This is a genomic window from Hyphomonas sp. UBA3195 (genome assembly GCF_002366485.1).
Lineage (GTDB): Bacteria > Pseudomonadota > Alphaproteobacteria > Caulobacterales > Hyphomonadaceae > Hyphomonas.
The window spans coordinates 73,053-88,850 of record NZ_DEXB01000033.1 but is presented as its reverse complement, the minus strand read 5'-3'; the positions used below and the strand labels follow the sequence as shown (position 1 = coordinate 88,850).

At 57.3% G+C, this 15,798-nt stretch carries 12 protein-coding genes; 5 read left to right on the top strand and 7 right to left on the bottom strand.

Annotated elements, in window-relative coordinates; genetic code table 11:
- Positions 1-130: 130 nt before the first annotated feature.
- Positions 131-820 (top strand): hypothetical protein, encoded by a 690-nt coding sequence (locus B2344_RS10475; RefSeq protein WP_290485180.1) that lies wholly within the window; start codon positions 131-133, stop codon positions 818-820.
- Positions 821-1,008: 188 nt separating this feature from the next.
- On the top strand, positions 1,009-1,476 hold the full coding sequence (locus B2344_RS10470) for a hypothetical protein (protein ID WP_034813016.1): 468 nt from the start codon (positions 1,009-1,011) through the stop codon (positions 1,474-1,476).
- Between the two features lie 71 nt (positions 1,477-1,547).
- Here B2344_RS10470 and phaR read toward each other — a convergent pair whose 3' ends face one another.
- Complete coding sequence (gene phaR / locus B2344_RS10465) at positions 1,548-2,120, bottom strand: polyhydroxyalkanoate synthesis repressor PhaR (protein WP_206991777.1); 573 nt, start codon at positions 2,118-2,120, stop codon at positions 1,548-1,550.
- Positions 2,121-2,271: 151 nt separating this feature from the next.
- On the opposite strand from phaR, the gene phbB reads away from it, so the two are divergent.
- On the top strand, positions 2,272-2,997 hold the full coding sequence (gene phbB, locus B2344_RS10460) for an acetoacetyl-CoA reductase (RefSeq protein WP_034812987.1): 726 nt from the start codon (positions 2,272-2,274) through the stop codon (positions 2,995-2,997).
- Here phbB and B2344_RS10455 read toward each other — a convergent pair.
- From B2344_RS10455 to B2344_RS10440, 4 genes are all read right to left on the bottom strand, one after another.
- On the bottom strand, positions 2,994-3,998 hold the full coding sequence (locus B2344_RS10455) for a zinc-dependent alcohol dehydrogenase family protein (RefSeq protein ID WP_290482876.1): 1,005 nt from the start codon (positions 3,996-3,998) through the stop codon (positions 2,994-2,996). The genes phbB and B2344_RS10455 overlap by 4 nt on opposite strands.
- Before the next feature lie 70 nt (positions 3,999-4,068).
- Positions 4,069-5,532 (bottom strand): AMP-binding protein, encoded by a 1,464-nt coding sequence (locus tag B2344_RS10450; RefSeq protein ID WP_290485179.1) that lies wholly within the window; start codon positions 5,530-5,532, stop codon positions 4,069-4,071.
- A gap of 20 nt (positions 5,533-5,552) precedes the next feature.
- A complete protein-coding gene (locus B2344_RS10445; RefSeq protein WP_290480307.1) occupies positions 5,553-6,506 on the bottom strand; it encodes an alpha/beta fold hydrolase in 954 nt (317 codons plus the stop codon).
- A gap of 75 nt (positions 6,507-6,581) precedes the next feature.
- Positions 6,582-6,884 carry an SCP2 sterol-binding domain-containing protein gene (locus tag B2344_RS10440; protein ID WP_034812976.1) on the bottom strand — a complete coding sequence of 101 codons (303 nt, stop codon included), beginning with the start codon at positions 6,882-6,884 and terminating at the stop codon, positions 6,582-6,584.
- A gap of 174 nt (positions 6,885-7,058) precedes the next feature.
- Here B2344_RS10440 and B2344_RS10435 point away from each other — a divergent pair, with 174 nt between their 5' ends.
- Complete coding sequence (locus B2344_RS10435; RefSeq protein ID WP_290485178.1) at positions 7,059-8,606, top strand: acyl-CoA carboxylase subunit beta; 1,548 nt, start codon at positions 7,059-7,061, stop codon at positions 8,604-8,606.
- A gap of 78 nt (positions 8,607-8,684) precedes the next feature.
- A complete protein-coding gene (locus tag B2344_RS10430; RefSeq protein WP_290482878.1) occupies positions 8,685-9,584 on the top strand; it encodes a DUF4349 domain-containing protein in 900 nt (299 codons plus the stop codon).
- A 39-nt stretch (positions 9,585-9,623) separates the two neighbouring features.
- Here B2344_RS10430 and gltB read toward each other — a convergent pair whose 3' ends face one another.
- Together gltB and B2344_RS10420 are read right to left on the bottom strand one after the other, a co-directional pair.
- Positions 9,624-14,165 (bottom strand): glutamate synthase large subunit, encoded by a 4,542-nt coding sequence (gltB, locus tag B2344_RS10425; protein ID WP_290485177.1) that lies wholly within the window; start codon positions 14,163-14,165, stop codon positions 9,624-9,626.
- Positions 14,166-14,169: 4 nt separating this feature from the next.
- Positions 14,170-15,615: an NAD(P)-dependent oxidoreductase gene (locus B2344_RS10420; protein WP_290482880.1), complete on the bottom strand. Its 1,446-nt coding sequence runs from the start codon at positions 15,613-15,615 to the stop codon at positions 14,170-14,172.
- Between the last annotated feature and the right edge of the window lie 183 nt (positions 15,616-15,798).

Sequence of the window (15,798 nt, the reverse complement as noted above, 5' to 3'; positions counted from 1 at the left end):
CTACGAGATACCCGGATGGTTCGCGCCAGTCCGGCTTGGAGTGCAGGGAACGAAATACATAGTTTCGTATCTTTAACGACGTTTTTATTTACATCATAAACGGGCGATGCGCTTCCTGCTCCTCATCCTCATGAGCCCCGCAATGGTCTGGCTTCTCAGCCCTGCTGCCGCGCAGCTGACAAGTGGAATCTCCGCGCCTGAAATCAGGGAGGGCGCGCATTCGATCGGTTACCGGGCCGCTTATGACCCGGACAGGTCGGGACTCGCGCAGCGCATCCATGCTGAACGCGCGCTGACCGGGAGCGTCGCCGTGAGGGGCGTGATCCGAGCACGCAAGACAGAGGCCCGCGCGGTTGATCTCGACTATGTTCAGGGAGAGTTGCGCTGGCAAATCACCCCGGACGGGGCGCGGTGGGCATCCGGTCTTCGGCTGGACGCGCGCTTCCGGGATGGCGGTCGCCCGGGCCAGGTCGCGCTACACTGGCTGAATCAGGCGCAGTTGACCGACACAGTGCGGTCCCGGTTTTCGATCATTGCAAGCATCCAGACCGGATCAGGTCGCGAATCTGGAACCTTCCTGCAAACACGGGGGGAACTCAGCCAGCGGCTGGAGGACGGAGTCGATATCGGCGCCGAAGTTTACAACACTTATGGCCCCGCAAACGATCTCTTGCCCGTGTCACAACAGGGCCATCTGGCAGGCCCCTTTGTCTCGCTTCCCCTGAATGAGTCCCTGACTTTGCGGACCAGCGCCCTGGTTGGACTGACCGCCGGATCGACTGACGCAACATTTCGCGTTTTCCTGACCCAACGGTTTTAACCTCACAGAAGTCCCTCGCATCTGACGGATCATTACGGTAAACGTGATTTTAATGCAGACAAAGGACGGGTAAGTCCGCGATGGATCGCGAAACAAAATTGGCCGTCGCAGGTGCGGCTATCGCAAGACGGGAACAGAAGCGTCAAGAAAATGGCGGGTCTGGCGGCAAAACCGAGAAGGGGAATCTCATGCGCGCAATCTTCGGAATCTTCCCGCTGCTGGTTATCCCGGTAGCGCTCTATAATCTTCTGGCCATCGGTTTTGGCGGTTCAGTCGAAATGGCAAACGAATTCGGCGAGATCATTCGCGCGGATTCCGCGCCGATCCTGTCATTGTTGAACGACCGTTTTCTCGGTCTGCCGATGATTTCCGGCGTCGACTGGATCCTCACCAAAGGGGATGCGATCCTCTTGCTGGCCGTGGTCTTCCTGTTTCTGGAAATCCTGAAGTCGACCTCGACAGGCACGTCCACGATCATCAATCACGCAGTCTCGATGATCCTGTTCATCGTCTGCCTGATCCAGTTCCTGCTCTTGCCAAACTTTGCGACATCGACCTTCTTCATCCTGATGTCGATGACCTTGCTGGACGTTCTGGCAGGTGTTGTCGTCACGATCGTTTCTGCTCGCCGCGATTTTGGCGTCGGGGAAATGTAGACCGGTCCTGCCGGTTACAAATAAGGGCCTGCCAGCCGGCGGGCCCTTTTTCGTTTGAGCTGGAGAGGAAGTCAGTCTTTTCCGTAAAGGTCTGACAATTGTTTCTGAATCGCGGCCATCTGGGCCTGCATGTTGGAAAGCGCCTCCGCCTGGTATTCCATCATCGGATTCATGGAAGGTGTGCCATTCCGGGACTGCGCATTCTTCAGCGTCGGCATGAAGAGTTTCATCGCCTCTTCGAACATCGACATGTTGCGCTTGGCCTGTTGCTCGAACATGCTCATGGGGTTGGCAGCCTTGCGCCACTCCTTCTGGGCTTCGGCAAAACTGTTCATGGACATTTCCAGATACGAGGGCAGGAAAGTCTGGGCCCCGCCGCCATAAAAGCCGATCAACTGGCGCAAGAAGTTCAGTGGCAGCGCGCCTTCGCCCTTTGTTTCGTTCTCGAAAATAATCTGCGTCAGAACCTGACGGGTCAGGTCAGCCCCAGATTTTGCATCCCGCACCTCAAAGTCACGCCCTTCCCGGACGAGTTCAGAAAGGTGGTCAAGCGTCACGTAGGACGATGTCGACGTGTCGTAGAGACGACGGTTTGCATACTTCTTGATAATGATCAGATCGTCTGATCCATTTCCCTTGGCCATGTCCTGCCCTCTGCTTCTCCGACTTGCGAAGCAATTATTGTGCTATGCAACAAGTCTGACACAAATTTGCCCTGCGACCAATGTGCTATTGCTATCGATGCAACAGAATGGCTAGCTGATTGCCGTCAAACAAAACGGGAGGAAACACGTTATGACTAGAGTTGCTCTGGTCACAGGAGGCACGCGCGGTATTGGGCGGGCAATCAGTGAAACACTAAAAAACAAGGGCTATAAGGTTGCGGCCAATTTCGCCGGCAACCAGCAGGCCGCCGACGAATGCGCCAAAGAGCTCGGGATCAATTGCTACAAGTTCGACGTTGCAGATTATGATGCCGTTACGGAAGGTCTGGCGCAGATCGAAAAAGAGCTCGGTCCTGTTGACGTCGTGGTCAACAATGCCGGTGTTACCCGCGACGCACCGTTCCACAAGATGACGCGCGAGCAATGGCAGCAAGTGATCGATATCGATCTGACATCAGCGTTCAATGTAACGCGTCAGGTCTGGGAGGGCATGCGTGAGCGCGGCTGGGGCCGGGTCATCAACATCTCTTCCATCAATGGACAGAAAGGCCAGTTTGGTCAGGCGAACTATTCCGCCGCAAAGGCCGGCCTGATCGGCCTCAGCAAGGCACTGGCCCAGGAAGGCGCAAAGAAAGGCATCACCGTCAACACGGTCTGCCCAGGCTATATCGACACCGAGATGGTGCAGGCTGTTCCGGAAAAAGTCCTTGAGGGAATCATTGCGACGATCCCTGTCGGCCGCCTTGGCAAGGCCGAAGAGATCGCCTCAATGTGCGCCTATCTCGCCAGCGACGAAGCTGCCTTCATCACCGGCGCCACCATGACGGTGAACGGGGCGCAATACATCGCCACCTAGAGGCTCAATGTAATCTTGCCGAAATGCTGCTGGCTGGCCTGATGGGCAAAGGCGGCAGCAATTTCGGAAAGTGGGAAATCCTTGTCCAGCACGGGCTTGATGCCGTTGGCCTCGATGGCGGCAATCATGTCTTCCTGATGCCGGCGGGATCCGACCGTTATCCCCGACAGCGTAATGTTCAGTGAGAACAGAGCCGCTGTCGGGACTTCCCCGGACACACCCGTCAGCACACCGATAAGGGAAATATGGCCCCCTGGACGCGACGCTGTAATGGACTGGGCCAATGTGCCTGGCCCGCCAATCTCGACAACCTCGTCCACGCCTCGCCCTCCGGTCAGGGCTTTGGCTGCCTTTCCCCAGTCAGGCGTGTCCTTGTAATTGATCACATGATCTGCGCCCAGTTCTTTCACGCGCTGAAGCTTTTCATCAGAGGATGATGTGGAGATCACGCGGCACCCAGCCGCCTTGGCAAATTGGAGGGCGAAAATGGATACGCCGCCCGTGCCTTGGGTCAGCACCCAGTCACCCGGCTTGACCTTGGCCTCAACCATCAGGGCGCGCCATGCCGTCAAGGCCGCGCAGGGAAGCGTTGCCGCCTCTTGATAAGAGTATCCCTCAGGCATGCGCGTGAAGGATGTCTCTGGCGCGGCAACGAGTTCCGCGCCGAAGCCATCAGCGCCATCTCCCGGAACACTGGCGAACCCAGCCGCTTCGATTTCGCCGGCCTGCCAGTTGGGGAAGAACAGTGACACAACCTTGTCGCCAGGCTTGAATTTGGTGACACCCTCGCCAACTGCGACGACCTCACCCGCTCCATCCGACATGGGAATTCGTCCGTCATCTGTAGGGATGCCGCCCATGACCACCACGAAGTCGTGATAGTTCAGGCTGCTCGCATGAATACGAACGAGTATTTCCCCAACGGCCGGTTTGGGGTCCGCGCGGTCTTCTATGATCAGGTTTCCCGGCCCGCCGGGCTTCTTGACGGCAGCAACTTTCATGGTGGTCTCCTCCTGTGTTTCCCACAGGGGAGCTATGGCTCCGCTAGGGAAGTCAAGCGACAGGCGAAAACTAGGTGGCGCTCAATTGCAGCCGCGCTTCCCTCAGCGCCTTTCTTCTCACTTTTCCCGCATCATCCCGTACGGGTTCAGGCACAAACTCGAAACTCTTTGGAATCTTGTAGCGCACCAGGTGATCGGCGAGATGAGCATTCATCTCTTCGACGTCTACTGAGCCTTCGGGTCGATCGATGATCGCATGCAGCCGGGCGCCCATATCATCATCCGGCAAGCCGATCACGGCAGACGACCGCACTCCGGGAAACGCATCAATCGCCGCTTCCACTTCGGCGGGGTAGATGTTCGCGCCGCCAGACAGGATCATGTCGGAAAGCCTGTCCGTCAGGTAGAGATATCCCTCTTCATCCATCCACCCGAGATCGCCTAGACTTTCCCAGCCGCCTTCGATGGATTTGGCTTCCGCGCCGATGTAGCGATATGTCGTGCCCTGGCCCGTCAGGGGCCTGAGGAAGACTTCCCCGACCTCGCCGGATGGAAGCGTCTCGCCCGCCTCCCCGACAATCTTGATTTCGCATGCCTCAACAGGCCGGCCTACAGAGCCTTTGTGCGTCAGCCATTCATCCCCGCGGATCATGGTCGTTCCCTGCCCTTCGGTGCCGGCATAAAGCTCCCAGATCACTTCCGCGCCGAGCCACTCAATGAAGCATTCCTTCAGCCAGGCCGGGCAGGGTGCGGCCAGATGCCAGAGCGTCTGCAAGCTCGACAGATCGTAACCTGTCCGTACATCTTCAGGCAGCGCCCAGATGCGGCGCATCATAGTCGGCACCATATAGACGATATTGATCTTCAGGCGCTCCAAAGTCGCGAGAGTCTGCTCGGCATCGAAGCGCGTCGTGATGGCCACGGTACAGCCGCGAAACAGCGCAATCATTGCCCAGACAAAAGGTCCGTTATGATAGAGTGGCCCCGGCACCAGCATGGCGCCCTGTTGCGGAATTTCCAGATATGGCAGATCAGTATCCCAGGCCGCCGGTTGAGCAGAGACGATCAGCTTTGGCCGTCCGGTAGACCCCCCACTTGTCATCGCTTTCAGGGAAGCCGCTGTCAGCTCCGGTAGGGGCTCTGCGGACAAATGTTCTCCAGGTACAAATCCCTGAGGTACAGAGACTATCTGTTCAAATGCGCCGGTTTCGGCTCCAACGACCAGCGACGGCTTGCCCAGATCAATAATCTGGTCCCGTTCGGATTTCGGCAATTTGGCAGATATGGGTTGAGGTGTGGCCCCCAACTTCCAGACGGCAAAGCATGCTTCGAAGAATTCTATGCCATTCGGCAGTGCGATGGTAACAAAATCATCTGGTTGTACGCCTAGCTCGGAATAGGCCCGAGCGAGGCGGTTGGTACGCTCTTCAAACTCACCCCAGGTGATGGCCCGTCCTTCATGATCGATTGCGACCCGATCAGCCTGTCTTGCTGCCCAGTATGAAATGATGCGCGACATGGATTGGACTGGCATAGTGTTTCCTCGCTACGTTTTTATATGTTGGCTCGCCTGAGCAATCGCTGAAACCCCTCCCAGAATTCCTGTCGGCGGGTATCCGTCTCCATCAGGATTTCATGCATGGCACCTTCAATAACCCCATGTTCGCAATCAGGCAGCCGCGCGCAAATCTTTTCGTGTGCGGCATTGTCGACCAATTGCTCTTCCTCGGCAGATGCCACAAAGACGGGAATGGCGACCTGTTTGAGAGCCTTCGGTTTACTGAACGTATCAACAATGCTGAGTGAAGCACCAAGCCAGCCCCATGTCACCGGGCCCAGCTCCAAGTCAGGCTGCGCATCAATTAGCGCGCGCTGCATTTGCCAACGCTGCTTGTCATGCGTGACGATATTTGTCTCAAACGTCTCTGGCGGACCGGGTTGGATGGCATAGTCCCCCGCGCGCCCCGTCGCGCGCATGGCCCAGACGAGATAGCGCATCCCGAAGAAGCGAGACTTCAGGCCCCACATTGGCGCACAAAATGCCGCAGCGTCCACTTTTACGAGACCTTGCGAGATGGCGGCCAAGGCGATGGCGCCTCCCATGGAATGTGCGAGAGATACATGCGGACGTGGCAGGCGGTCCTGGAGTTGGTCCAACCCATTGGCCAGCGCGCCCATAAAGGTCTCGAACCGATCAATATGGCCCTTCTTTGTATCATCCAGAAGGCGTTCCGAAAGGCCCTGCCCAGGCCAATCAAGAATCACGACGGCAAACCCCATGGTCTGCAGCTCTCGTCCGACCTCAAAGTATTTCTCGATGAACTCCGTCCGGCCCGGACACACTATCGCAGTGCCACGCGGACCAGATTTTGAAAGCGCAGGGGCCACGCAGGCGCGAAGATTGCGGCCTTCGCTCCCCTTGAACCAGAGTATTTCCGCCCCGTCGGGTGGCGGGTTGCCCGGGATCAGCACAAAGGAGCTGTCCAGTGTGTGGGGACGCGTCGTCATATCGGACCTTCAAAAGAAAGAAGCCGCCCAAGGTTTCCCCGGACGGCTTCAGAGATCAAGTTCAATTCAGCGAAATTAGCTGAACTTCTTCATCAGGTTCTGCAGCTGCATGGCAACAGACATGTCGCCTTCAACCTTCAACTTGCCCTGCATGAAGGCCATCGTCGGGTCCATGGCGCCTTCGGAAATCTTCTTGAAGTCGTCCCAGTCGACCTTGATGGTCGCGTCGGCATCGGAATCGGAATTGTCAGCCTTGCCAGCAACGCCGTCGATGAAAAGCTTGCCTGCATCACCGAAGTCAAATTTCACCTTCTTCGTGAAGTCGCCACCGGCTTCGACGGCCGAATCTGCTTTCGCTGTGAGTTCTGCGAGATCCATTGAATTCCTCCTTGAATGGACTTTGGGCGATAAAGCCGTTCCTTCTATCAGAATGCAAGCCCACAGAGGCCAGATTACCTTGATTTAGTTCAGTTGGGTGGCAGCTTACTCAAATCGCTCAGGTTTTTAAAAGCGTGTTGACCTCGCGTAGCGGAAGCGTGGAAATTGGGCGCCATGAGCTGGCAGAAATCGATCGAAGAATTGCGTCGCCGAGAGCGATTGGCGGAAAAAATGGGCGGCGAGGAGCCGGTGTCCCGGCAGAAAGGCCGCGGAAAGCTGACGGTTAGAGAGCGCGTCGCCTTCCTGGCAGACCCCGGAAGCTTCCATGAAATCGGCAAGATCGCAGGCAAGGCAACCTATGGTGCCGACGACGAATTGGACGGTTTCCTGCCCTCGAACTCAGTTATGGGCCGGGCTCGGTTGAATAGCAGATCGACAGTGATTCTGGCAGACGATTTCACTGTTCGGGGCGGCGCAGCCGATGCTTCGATCTGGCAGAAAATGGTTCAAGCCATCAAGATGGCGGCCGAGTACCGCCTGCCGCTCGTTCAGATGATTGACGGCACTGGGGGCGGCGGTTCGGTCAAGATGCTGGAGAAAGACCCGCGCACCTACATTCCGGAGACACCGGGCTGGAATGAGATTACCCACGGCCTGACACAAGTGCCCTTCGTATCATTGGCCCTTGGCCCCTGCGCGGGCATGGGCGCGGGGCGAGTAGCCGCCAGCCATTTCTCTGTCATGGTCAAAGAGCTGAGCCAGGTTTTCGTGGCCGGTCCGCCTGTCGCCATCGCGCTTGGCGAAGATGTCACCAAGGAAGAACTGGGCGGCTGGAAAATTCAGGGCCAGAATGGCACAGTCGACAATGTCGTGGATACCGAAGCGGACGCATTCGAAACAGCTCGTCGTTTCCTGTCTTACCTTCCATCATCGGTGCACGAACTTCCGGAGCGAGTCGTGACTGGTGATTCGCCAGAGCGACGGGAGGAGAGCCTGCTCTCTATTGTGCCAACAGACGGTAAGACGCCGTACAAGCCGCGGAAGATTGTTGAAGCAAGTGTAGATACGGGTAGCTTTTTCGAGATCGGACATGATTGGGGCCGGGGTATCGTGTGCGGGTTCGCCCGTCTGGATGGGTATCCTGTCGGAATCCTGGCAGGTGATCCCTTCTTCCTGGACGGCGCATGGACCGCAGATGTCTGCGACAAGGTCACTCGCCACATGGATCTCTGCTCGCAATTCCATTTGCCGGTCGTCCACTTTGTCGACTGTCCCGGCTTTGCGGTTGGCGTGAAGGCGGAGACCGCCGGTGTGACCCGTGCGGGCGTGCGCGCCATGACGGCGATCTATCAGGCCGATGTGCCGGTCTGTTCTGTCGTGATCCGCAAAGCCTATGGCCTGGCTGGGTCCGCCATGATGAATCAGAGCCGGACCAAATGGCGCTATTGCTGGCCGAGTGGGGACTGGGGCAGCCTGCCCATGGCCGGCGGCATCGAGGCCGCCTTCCGCAAGGAACTGGCCGAGGCCGAGGATCCGGAGGCCCTGAAGGCCCAGCTCTACAAGAAATTCGATGCGATCCGGTCTCCCTTCAGGACAGCAGAATCCTTCTATGCCGAGGAAATCATCGACCCGCGGGACACCCGTCCTCTCCTCGTGGATTTCATCCACCACGCCTGGCGCACACTGGAGCCGGGCGAACGGAGAACAGGTTTCCGGCCCTGATCATCCGCCCGAATTCCAACGTGATCTTGCCATTTTGTAGGTTTCATGTGGAAGTCATAGTGGATGTGGAGGGAACAGATGAACATCAAAATTCCAGCAATTGCGACCGCTGCCGTCTTGCTCGCGGCATGTGGCGGTCCTGGCAACGAGTCGGCTGAGCGCGCGATGATGAACGCCCCCCCGGCCCCATCTCCGATGATGGAGCAGGACGTGGCAATGGACGGTTCGTTTTCCAAATCAGGAGGTGGCGGCGGGCCGACCGAGGAGGCCGCGCAACAATATATCGCCTATTCGCACTCGCTCGGATTGCGGCTGCCAGTGAAGTCCATCGAGCCAGTCATGCAGGGCCATGTTGCCGCCTGTAACCAAGCTGGCCCCTCGGTGTGTATCGTCACTAATTCCTGGTTCAACACCTACTCGGATGATGAAGCCTCCGCATCGCTCCAACTTCGGGCAACGCCAGATTGGATCGAGACATTCCTGGAGGGTGTCGACGCCGACGCCGAGCAAGCCAATGGCGACGTTACCAATCGCCAGACGACGGCCGAGGACCTTACCGTTTCGATCATCGACACCGATGCCCGCCTGAACGCTCAGCAAACCCTTCAAAAGCGTTTGGAGGAGTTGCTCGCCAACCGGGACGGCGAACTGGGAGACCTATTGGCCACGGAGCGGGAACTTGCCCGGGTCAACGGTGAGATCGACTCGCTAAAATCATCGCTCAAGACTTTGATGCTCCGGGTTCAGATGAGCCAATTGAGCGTGAACTACGAGACCAAGCGCAATCCGGTCTCGCAAGGCGCACTCTCACCGATCGGAAGTGCGTTCGGAGATTTCTTCTATAACCTCTCCAGTGCGCTGGCCGCCGTGATCACCGCCTTTGCGATCGGCCTGCCATGGCTGATCTTGATCGGAGCCTTCCTCTGGATTTGGCTGAAGCTGATCTGGCCACGCATCCGTCGCAAGAAACCCCAATAATGTGAATGGCCCCCGGAGCGATCCGGGGGCCATTCATCATCAGGCTTTCTCAGCCACTTTTGCCTTCTTGCCCTTGGGCTTGGCATCACCAAGCAACAGGTGGGCTATCTCTTTCGGCACAATCATCAACATCTCACTGGTGGACGTTTCCCAATTCTCGAGAATGTCTTTCGCGCGAAGGGACTTGGTGCGCTTGAAGTGCTCCTCGATCAGCGCCCTGGCTTCTGCAATGTGCTCTGCCTGCATGTCTGAGAGGGGATACCAATCAATCGAATCCGGGTTCGCCACCCGTTCGAACTGGCTTTCCGGATCCCAGATATAGGCTGTACCGCCGGTCATGCCCGCGCCGAAATTGTCACCGACCGGTCCGAGAATGACAGCCCGCCCGCCCGTCATGTACTCACAGCCATTCGCGCCGCACCCTTCAATCACCGTCACAGCACCGGAGTTACGAACCGCGAAGCGCACGCCCGCCGTACCCGCCGCGAACAACTTGCCCGCGGTTGCGCCGTACAAACACGTATTGCCGATGATAGCGTCACCCGCCCGATGACGCTCTTTCGGCCGTGGCGATACGACAATCGAAGCGCCCGACAGGCCTTTACCTACATAATCATTGGCATCGCCGATGACTTCCAGCAGAAGACCCTGCACCGAGAACGCACCTAACGATTGCCCTGCGGACCCTTCCAGCCGGATATGCAGGCGGCCCTCTGGCAGTGCCTGCATGCCGAACTTGCGCGTGATCGCAGAACTCGACCGTGCACCGATCGCGCGCATCGTGTTACGCACACCATATTCCAACTGCATCTTCTCGCCGCGCTCGAAGAACGGCTCGGCATCACGTAGAATCTGGGCGTCTAGGGTATCTGGAACCTCTTCACGACGGTCAGGCTGATAAATGACCGGATTTTCGGTATCGACCTGGACTAGCAGCGGGTTCAGGTCGAGATCATCGAGATGTGTCGACCCACGGCTTACCTGAGCGAGCAAGTCCGTGCGCCCGATTGCTTCGTCGAGCGACTTCAGGCCGAGTGAAGCAAGAATTTCCCGGACGTCCTCGGCTATGAAGCTCATCAGGTTCACGACCTTTTCCGGCGATCCGGTAAAGTGAGCACGTAGCGCCTCGTCCTGAACACAGACCCCCACAGGGCAGGTGTTCGAGTGGCACTGGCGCACCATGATACAGCCCATAGCCACGAGCGAGGCTGTGCCGATTCCGTACTCTTCCGCACCCAGCATAGCAGCGATCACAATATCGCGGCCCGTACGAAGGCCTCCATCGGTGCGGAGGGTTACCTTGTTGCGCAGATTGTTCAACGACAGGATCTGGTGCGCTTCGGCAAGACCGAGTTCCCACGGCAGACCCGCATATTTGATGGAAGTCTGTGGGCTCGCGCCCGTTCCTCCCACGCCGCCTGCAATCAGTATGACGTCTGCCTTCGCCTTCGCCACGCCAGCGGCAACCGTTCCGACCCCGGACTGGGCAACAAGCTTCACGCAAACCCGTGCCTCCGGATTAATCTGCTTCAAGTCATAGATCAGCTGGGCAAGATCTTCGATCGAGTAGATGTCATGGTGTGGCGGTGGTGAGATCAGCATCACACCCGGCGTTGCATGGCGCAGCTTGGCAATGAATTCTGTCACCTTGAAGCCGGGCAACTGACCGCCCTCGCCGGGTTTTGCACCCTGAGCGATCTTGATCTCAATCTCTCGACACTGGTTCAGATACTCCGCAGTCACACCAAAGCGGCCAGAGGCCACCTGCTTGACGGCAGAGTTCATATTGTCGCCATTCGGCAGCGGACGAAACCGGGCGCGATCTTCGCCGCCTTCGCCCGATACCGATTTTGCACCGATCCGGTTCATGGCCACGTTCAGCGTGCCATGAGCTTCTGGGCTCAACGCGCCGAGCGACATGCCGGGCGTAATGAAGCGCTTACGGATCTCATTGATCGACTGAACGACGGATACTGGAACGGGGTCTCCAGCCGGCTTGAAATCGAGCAAGTCACGCAATTGTATCGGATCGCGCGAATGCACTGCTTCGACATATTTGCGATAGATAGAATAATCGCCGCGATCACATGCCGCTTGCAATGTGTGGATCAGATTACCGTCAAGCGCATGTGGTTCTTCGGACGCTCTCAAGCGGTAGAACCCGCCTACCGGCAGAGATACGACATCCTCATCGAAGGCGGCCTCATGGCGAACAAGCGAGTTTTCTTCGAGGCCAGCGAGACCAAGGCCAGAAATGCGGCTGTTCATGCCTGGGAAATAATCCGCGACAAGCGCACGCGAGAGGCCCAGCGCTTCGAAATTGTACCCACCCCGATAGGAAGAAATTACAGAAATTCCCATCTTTGAGATGATCTTCAACAAGCCGGCTTCGACCGCTTTTTTGAAATTCAACACACACTCATTGAGCGGCATCTCTCCGAAAAGCCCTCGGGCTTGCCGGTCCGCAATGATGTCTTGCGCCAGGTACGCATTCACGCACGTCGCACCGACACCGATGAGTACGGCAAAATAGTGCGTGTCGAGGCATTCGGCCGACCGAACCGTGATGGAACAGAACGTACGCAAACCTTGCGCCACAAGGTGCGAGTGAACCGCACCAGTGGCCAGGATCATCGGAATCGCAATCTTGTTCGCAGACTGATACTGATCGGTCAGAATTATGTGCTCGCGGCCTTCGCGTACTGCATCTTCCGCCTCCTGACGGATTCTACCCAGCGCGTTCTTGAGCGCAACTCCATCACCTGCCGCATCTGCTTCATTGAATGTACAGTCAATCTCAGCAGTGCCAACACCCAGTCGATCGATCAGGCGGTCATACATCCCATTGGTCAGGACCGGGCTCTCCAGCACGAATACTTCCTGCTGGGACTTGTCGGTATCGAGAACGTTTCCAAGGTTTTTGAACCGAGTCTTGAGACTCATTACGCGCTCTTCACGCAACGGGTCGACCGGCGGGTTTGTGACCTGACTGAAATTCTGGCGGAAGAAGTGGCTCATTGGGCGGTACGAGAAAGACAAGACGGCCGTCGCAGTGTCGTCGCCCATCGATCCAATGGCCTCCTTGCCACCTTCGGCCATCGGAGAAAGGATCAATTCTAGTGTCTCAAGTGTATAACCCGCGGCTGTCTGACGACGCAGCAGATCTTCCTTGTTGAACATGAGAGGCTCAGGCCCCGGGCCGATTTCCGGCTCCAGTTCGGTCACGGCCTGCAACCACTCTTCATATGGCGCCTTGCCGGCGAGCAGGTCAATTAGCTCGCGATGCTCATAAAACTTTCCGGTCTTCAAATCAGCCGCGATCATGCCGCCAGCCTGGATCAGGCCGCGCTTGGTGACTTCATGATCGCCCAGCGGGCACATACCCGCCTCAGACCCAACCGCAAGAATACCGTCTGCCGTCAGAGCATAACGAAGCGGCCGCAAACCGTTTCGATCAAGCCCAGCTATGGCCCAACGGCCATCATAGGCCGCGATTCCGGCCGGTCCGTCCCAAGGCTCCATCACGGAGTTACAATAGTCGTAGAGCGCCTGGTGAGCAGTCGGCATGACCGAATCCCGCTTCGACCAGGCTTCCGGGATCAACATGGCCTTGGCCATTGGTGCCGAACGGCCTGACTTGCAAAGAATCTCGAACACAGAATCAAGGGCGCCAGAGTCGGACGTGCCATCCGGGATCACCGGCTTTACATCATCAACATGCTCGCCAAAGGCTTCGGATACCATGCGGATTTCGTGGCTCTTCATCCAGTTCTTGTTGCCACGCACCGTATTGATCTCGCCATTGTGCGCGATCATTCGGAAAGGCTGAGCCAGCGACCATTGCGGGAACGTGTTGGTCGAATACCGCTGGTGATATATTGCGAATGCAGAGACGAAACGCTCGTCCTTCAGGTCCAGATAGAAATTGTCTATGTCCTGCGCCAGAAACATGCCCTTGTAGATCAGGGATGAATGGCTGAGTGAACATACATAGAAGGATGGAATCGCGGCCTCACGTGCACGACGCTCGATCCGCCGGCGGCAGATATAGAGCGCACGTTCAAGCTCTTCCGGGCTGCGCCCTATACCATCGCGGAACATGATCTGCTCAATCGCCGGACGTGTATCCTTGGCCTTCTGGCCTATCACGGTCACATCCACGGGGGGCTGGCGCCAGCCATAGATGTAGAACCCGAAATGCAGAACCTCGGTTTCAACCAATGTCCGCGCAGCTTCCTGAGCCGCAAAATCCGTGCGTGGTAGGAATATCTGACCCACACAGATTGGGTCGTCCGTCGGATTGTGGCCTGTGCGAGTGACATGCTCACGGAAGAAATCCTGTGGCACTTCCACGCGAATACCCGCGCCATCTCCGGTCTTGCCATCCGCATCGACAGCGCCCCTGTGCCAGACATTCTTCAATGCCTCGATCCCCATCTCCACGATTTCGCGACGCGGCTTGCCATCGAGCGCTGCGACAAGGCCAACACCACAAGCATCATGCTCATATTCGGGGTCATAGGCGTGGCCGTCCATCAGCTTCTGACGGTTGGCCTCATACTGTTTTACATATTCTGACATCTGACTACTCCGCCGCTACTTTAGAAGCGCGCTCTTGTGCTCTCATCGCCTTGTGCATGGCTTCTGCTGCGTCCCGGCCATCCTTGATGGCCCAGACAACGAGCGAAGCGCCGCGAACGATATCCCCTGCCGCATAAACGCCGGGCAGGCTGGTTTCCATTGTTGCATAATCGACCCGAACCGCGCCCCAACGGTTTACGGTCAAGGTTTCTTCGCCAAACAATTCCGGCAGGTCTTCCGGGTCAAAGCCCAGCGCCTTGATGACCATGTCGGCCTTGATGTCGAATGTTTCCCCGGTCTTGACCGGAGACTGACGACCGGAGGCATCGGGCTCGCCCAGTTTCATCCGGCTCGCGCGAACAGCTTTAAGTTTGCCGGCTTTCGTATCGAGAATGGCATCGGGCGAAGCCAGCCATTCAAAGGTCACACCCTCTTCCTCGGCATTCGTCACTTCGCGCTGACTGCCCGGCATGTTCGCGCGGTCACGGCGATACACACAAGATACGCTCTTGGCGCCCTGACGGATCGCCGTTCGCACGCAATCCATCGCAGTGTCGCCGCCACCGATCACAACCACGCGCTTTCCGTCTGCGTTCAAAGTCCCGTCATCATAGGCCGGCACGTCATCGCCAAAATTCTTGCGGTTGGAAGCGGTCAGGTATTCCAGCGCAGGGAATACGCCTTTGGCCCCGCTGCCCGGACATTTCAGATCCTTTGCTGCGTAGACACCTGTCGCGATGAGGATCGTGTCGTGCTGATCTCGCAGCGTTGAGAGAGACACCGTCTCGCCGACCCGCGTATTGAACTCAAACCGGATTCCGGAATCTTCCAAGCGTTTGATACGGCGCTCAACCACATCCTTCTCGAGCTTGAAGCCAGGGATTCCGTAGACCAACAGGCCACCCCCCCGGTCATAAGCATCGTAAACCGTGACTTGATAGCCCTTTCGGCGGAGCTGTTCAGCGGCAGCAAGGCCCGCAGGGCCCGCGCCAATAATGCCTGCAGATTGGGCGCGTTCACGTGGGGGCGTGATCGGCTTCACCCATCCCTGATCCCACGCATTGTCAGTGATATACTTTTCAATAGATCCGATCGTGACTGTGCCGTGGCCCGACTGTTCGATGGTGCAGATACCCTCACACAGACGATCCTGCGGACAGATGCGGCCGCAAATCTCAGGCATGTTATTGGTCGCCGACGAGACCTGATATGCTTCTTCGAGCCGGTCTTCGGCGGCGAGCTTCAACCAATCAGGAATGTTGTTGGAAAGGGGGCAGCCCTGTTGGCAGAATGGGACGCCGCACTGCGAACACCGCGCGGCTTGCTCACCAGCCTTGTCCTTGCTGAACTCAGCATAGATTTCATTGAAATCGTCTTTTCGGTCCGAGGCATCCCGCTTTGACGGCATGCTCCGCTCGACTTTGATGAATTTCAGCATTTTTTCTGCCATTTCGGCGCTCCCGGTATTAGAAGTGTGTGCTTAGAACTTTCACTCCAAGCTCGCAAGCGCATTCGATCATTCACAACTCACTATGATATTTATAAACCGCACTCGGCCGCCCGCTTTACCGTCTGTGCGGCTCAATACGGAAAAACAATATCATATTGATCTTTATACGAGTGGTGGCTTTTT

What these genes read in the sequence shown, in the direction of transcription:
- B2344_RS10475 (WP_290485180.1), top strand. Translation starts at nt 131, where the DNA reads ATGAGCCCCGCAATGGTCTGGCTTCTCAGCCCTGCTGCCGCGCAGCTG.
- B2344_RS10470 (WP_034813016.1), top strand. Translation starts at nt 1,009, where the DNA reads ATGCGCGCAATCTTCGGAATCTTCCCGCTGCTGGTTATCCCGGTAGCG.
- phaR (WP_206991777.1), bottom strand. Translation starts at nt 2,120, where the DNA reads ATGGCCAAGGGAAATGGATCAGACGATCTGATCATTATCAAGAAGTAT.
- phbB (WP_034812987.1), top strand. Translation starts at nt 2,272, where the DNA reads ATGACTAGAGTTGCTCTGGTCACAGGAGGCACGCGCGGTATTGGGCGG.
- B2344_RS10455 (WP_290482876.1), bottom strand. Translation starts at nt 3,998, where the DNA reads ATGAAAGTTGCTGCCGTCAAGAAGCCCGGCGGGCCGGGAAACCTGATC.
- B2344_RS10450 (WP_290485179.1), bottom strand. Translation starts at nt 5,532, where the DNA reads ATGCCAGTCCAATCCATGTCGCGCATCATTTCATACTGGGCAGCAAGA.
- B2344_RS10445 (WP_290480307.1), bottom strand. Translation starts at nt 6,506, where the DNA reads ATGACGACGCGTCCCCACACACTGGACAGCTCCTTTGTGCTGATCCCG.
- B2344_RS10440 (WP_034812976.1), bottom strand. Translation starts at nt 6,884, where the DNA reads ATGGATCTCGCAGAACTCACAGCGAAAGCAGATTCGGCCGTCGAAGCC.
- B2344_RS10435 (WP_290485178.1), top strand. Translation starts at nt 7,059, where the DNA reads ATGAGCTGGCAGAAATCGATCGAAGAATTGCGTCGCCGAGAGCGATTG.
- B2344_RS10430 (WP_290482878.1), top strand. Translation starts at nt 8,685, where the DNA reads ATGAACATCAAAATTCCAGCAATTGCGACCGCTGCCGTCTTGCTCGCG.
- gltB (WP_290485177.1), bottom strand. Translation starts at nt 14,165, where the DNA reads ATGTCAGAATATGTAAAACAGTATGAGGCCAACCGTCAGAAGCTGATG.
- B2344_RS10420 (WP_290482880.1), bottom strand. Translation starts at nt 15,615, where the DNA reads ATGGCAGAAAAAATGCTGAAATTCATCAAAGTCGAGCGGAGCATGCCG.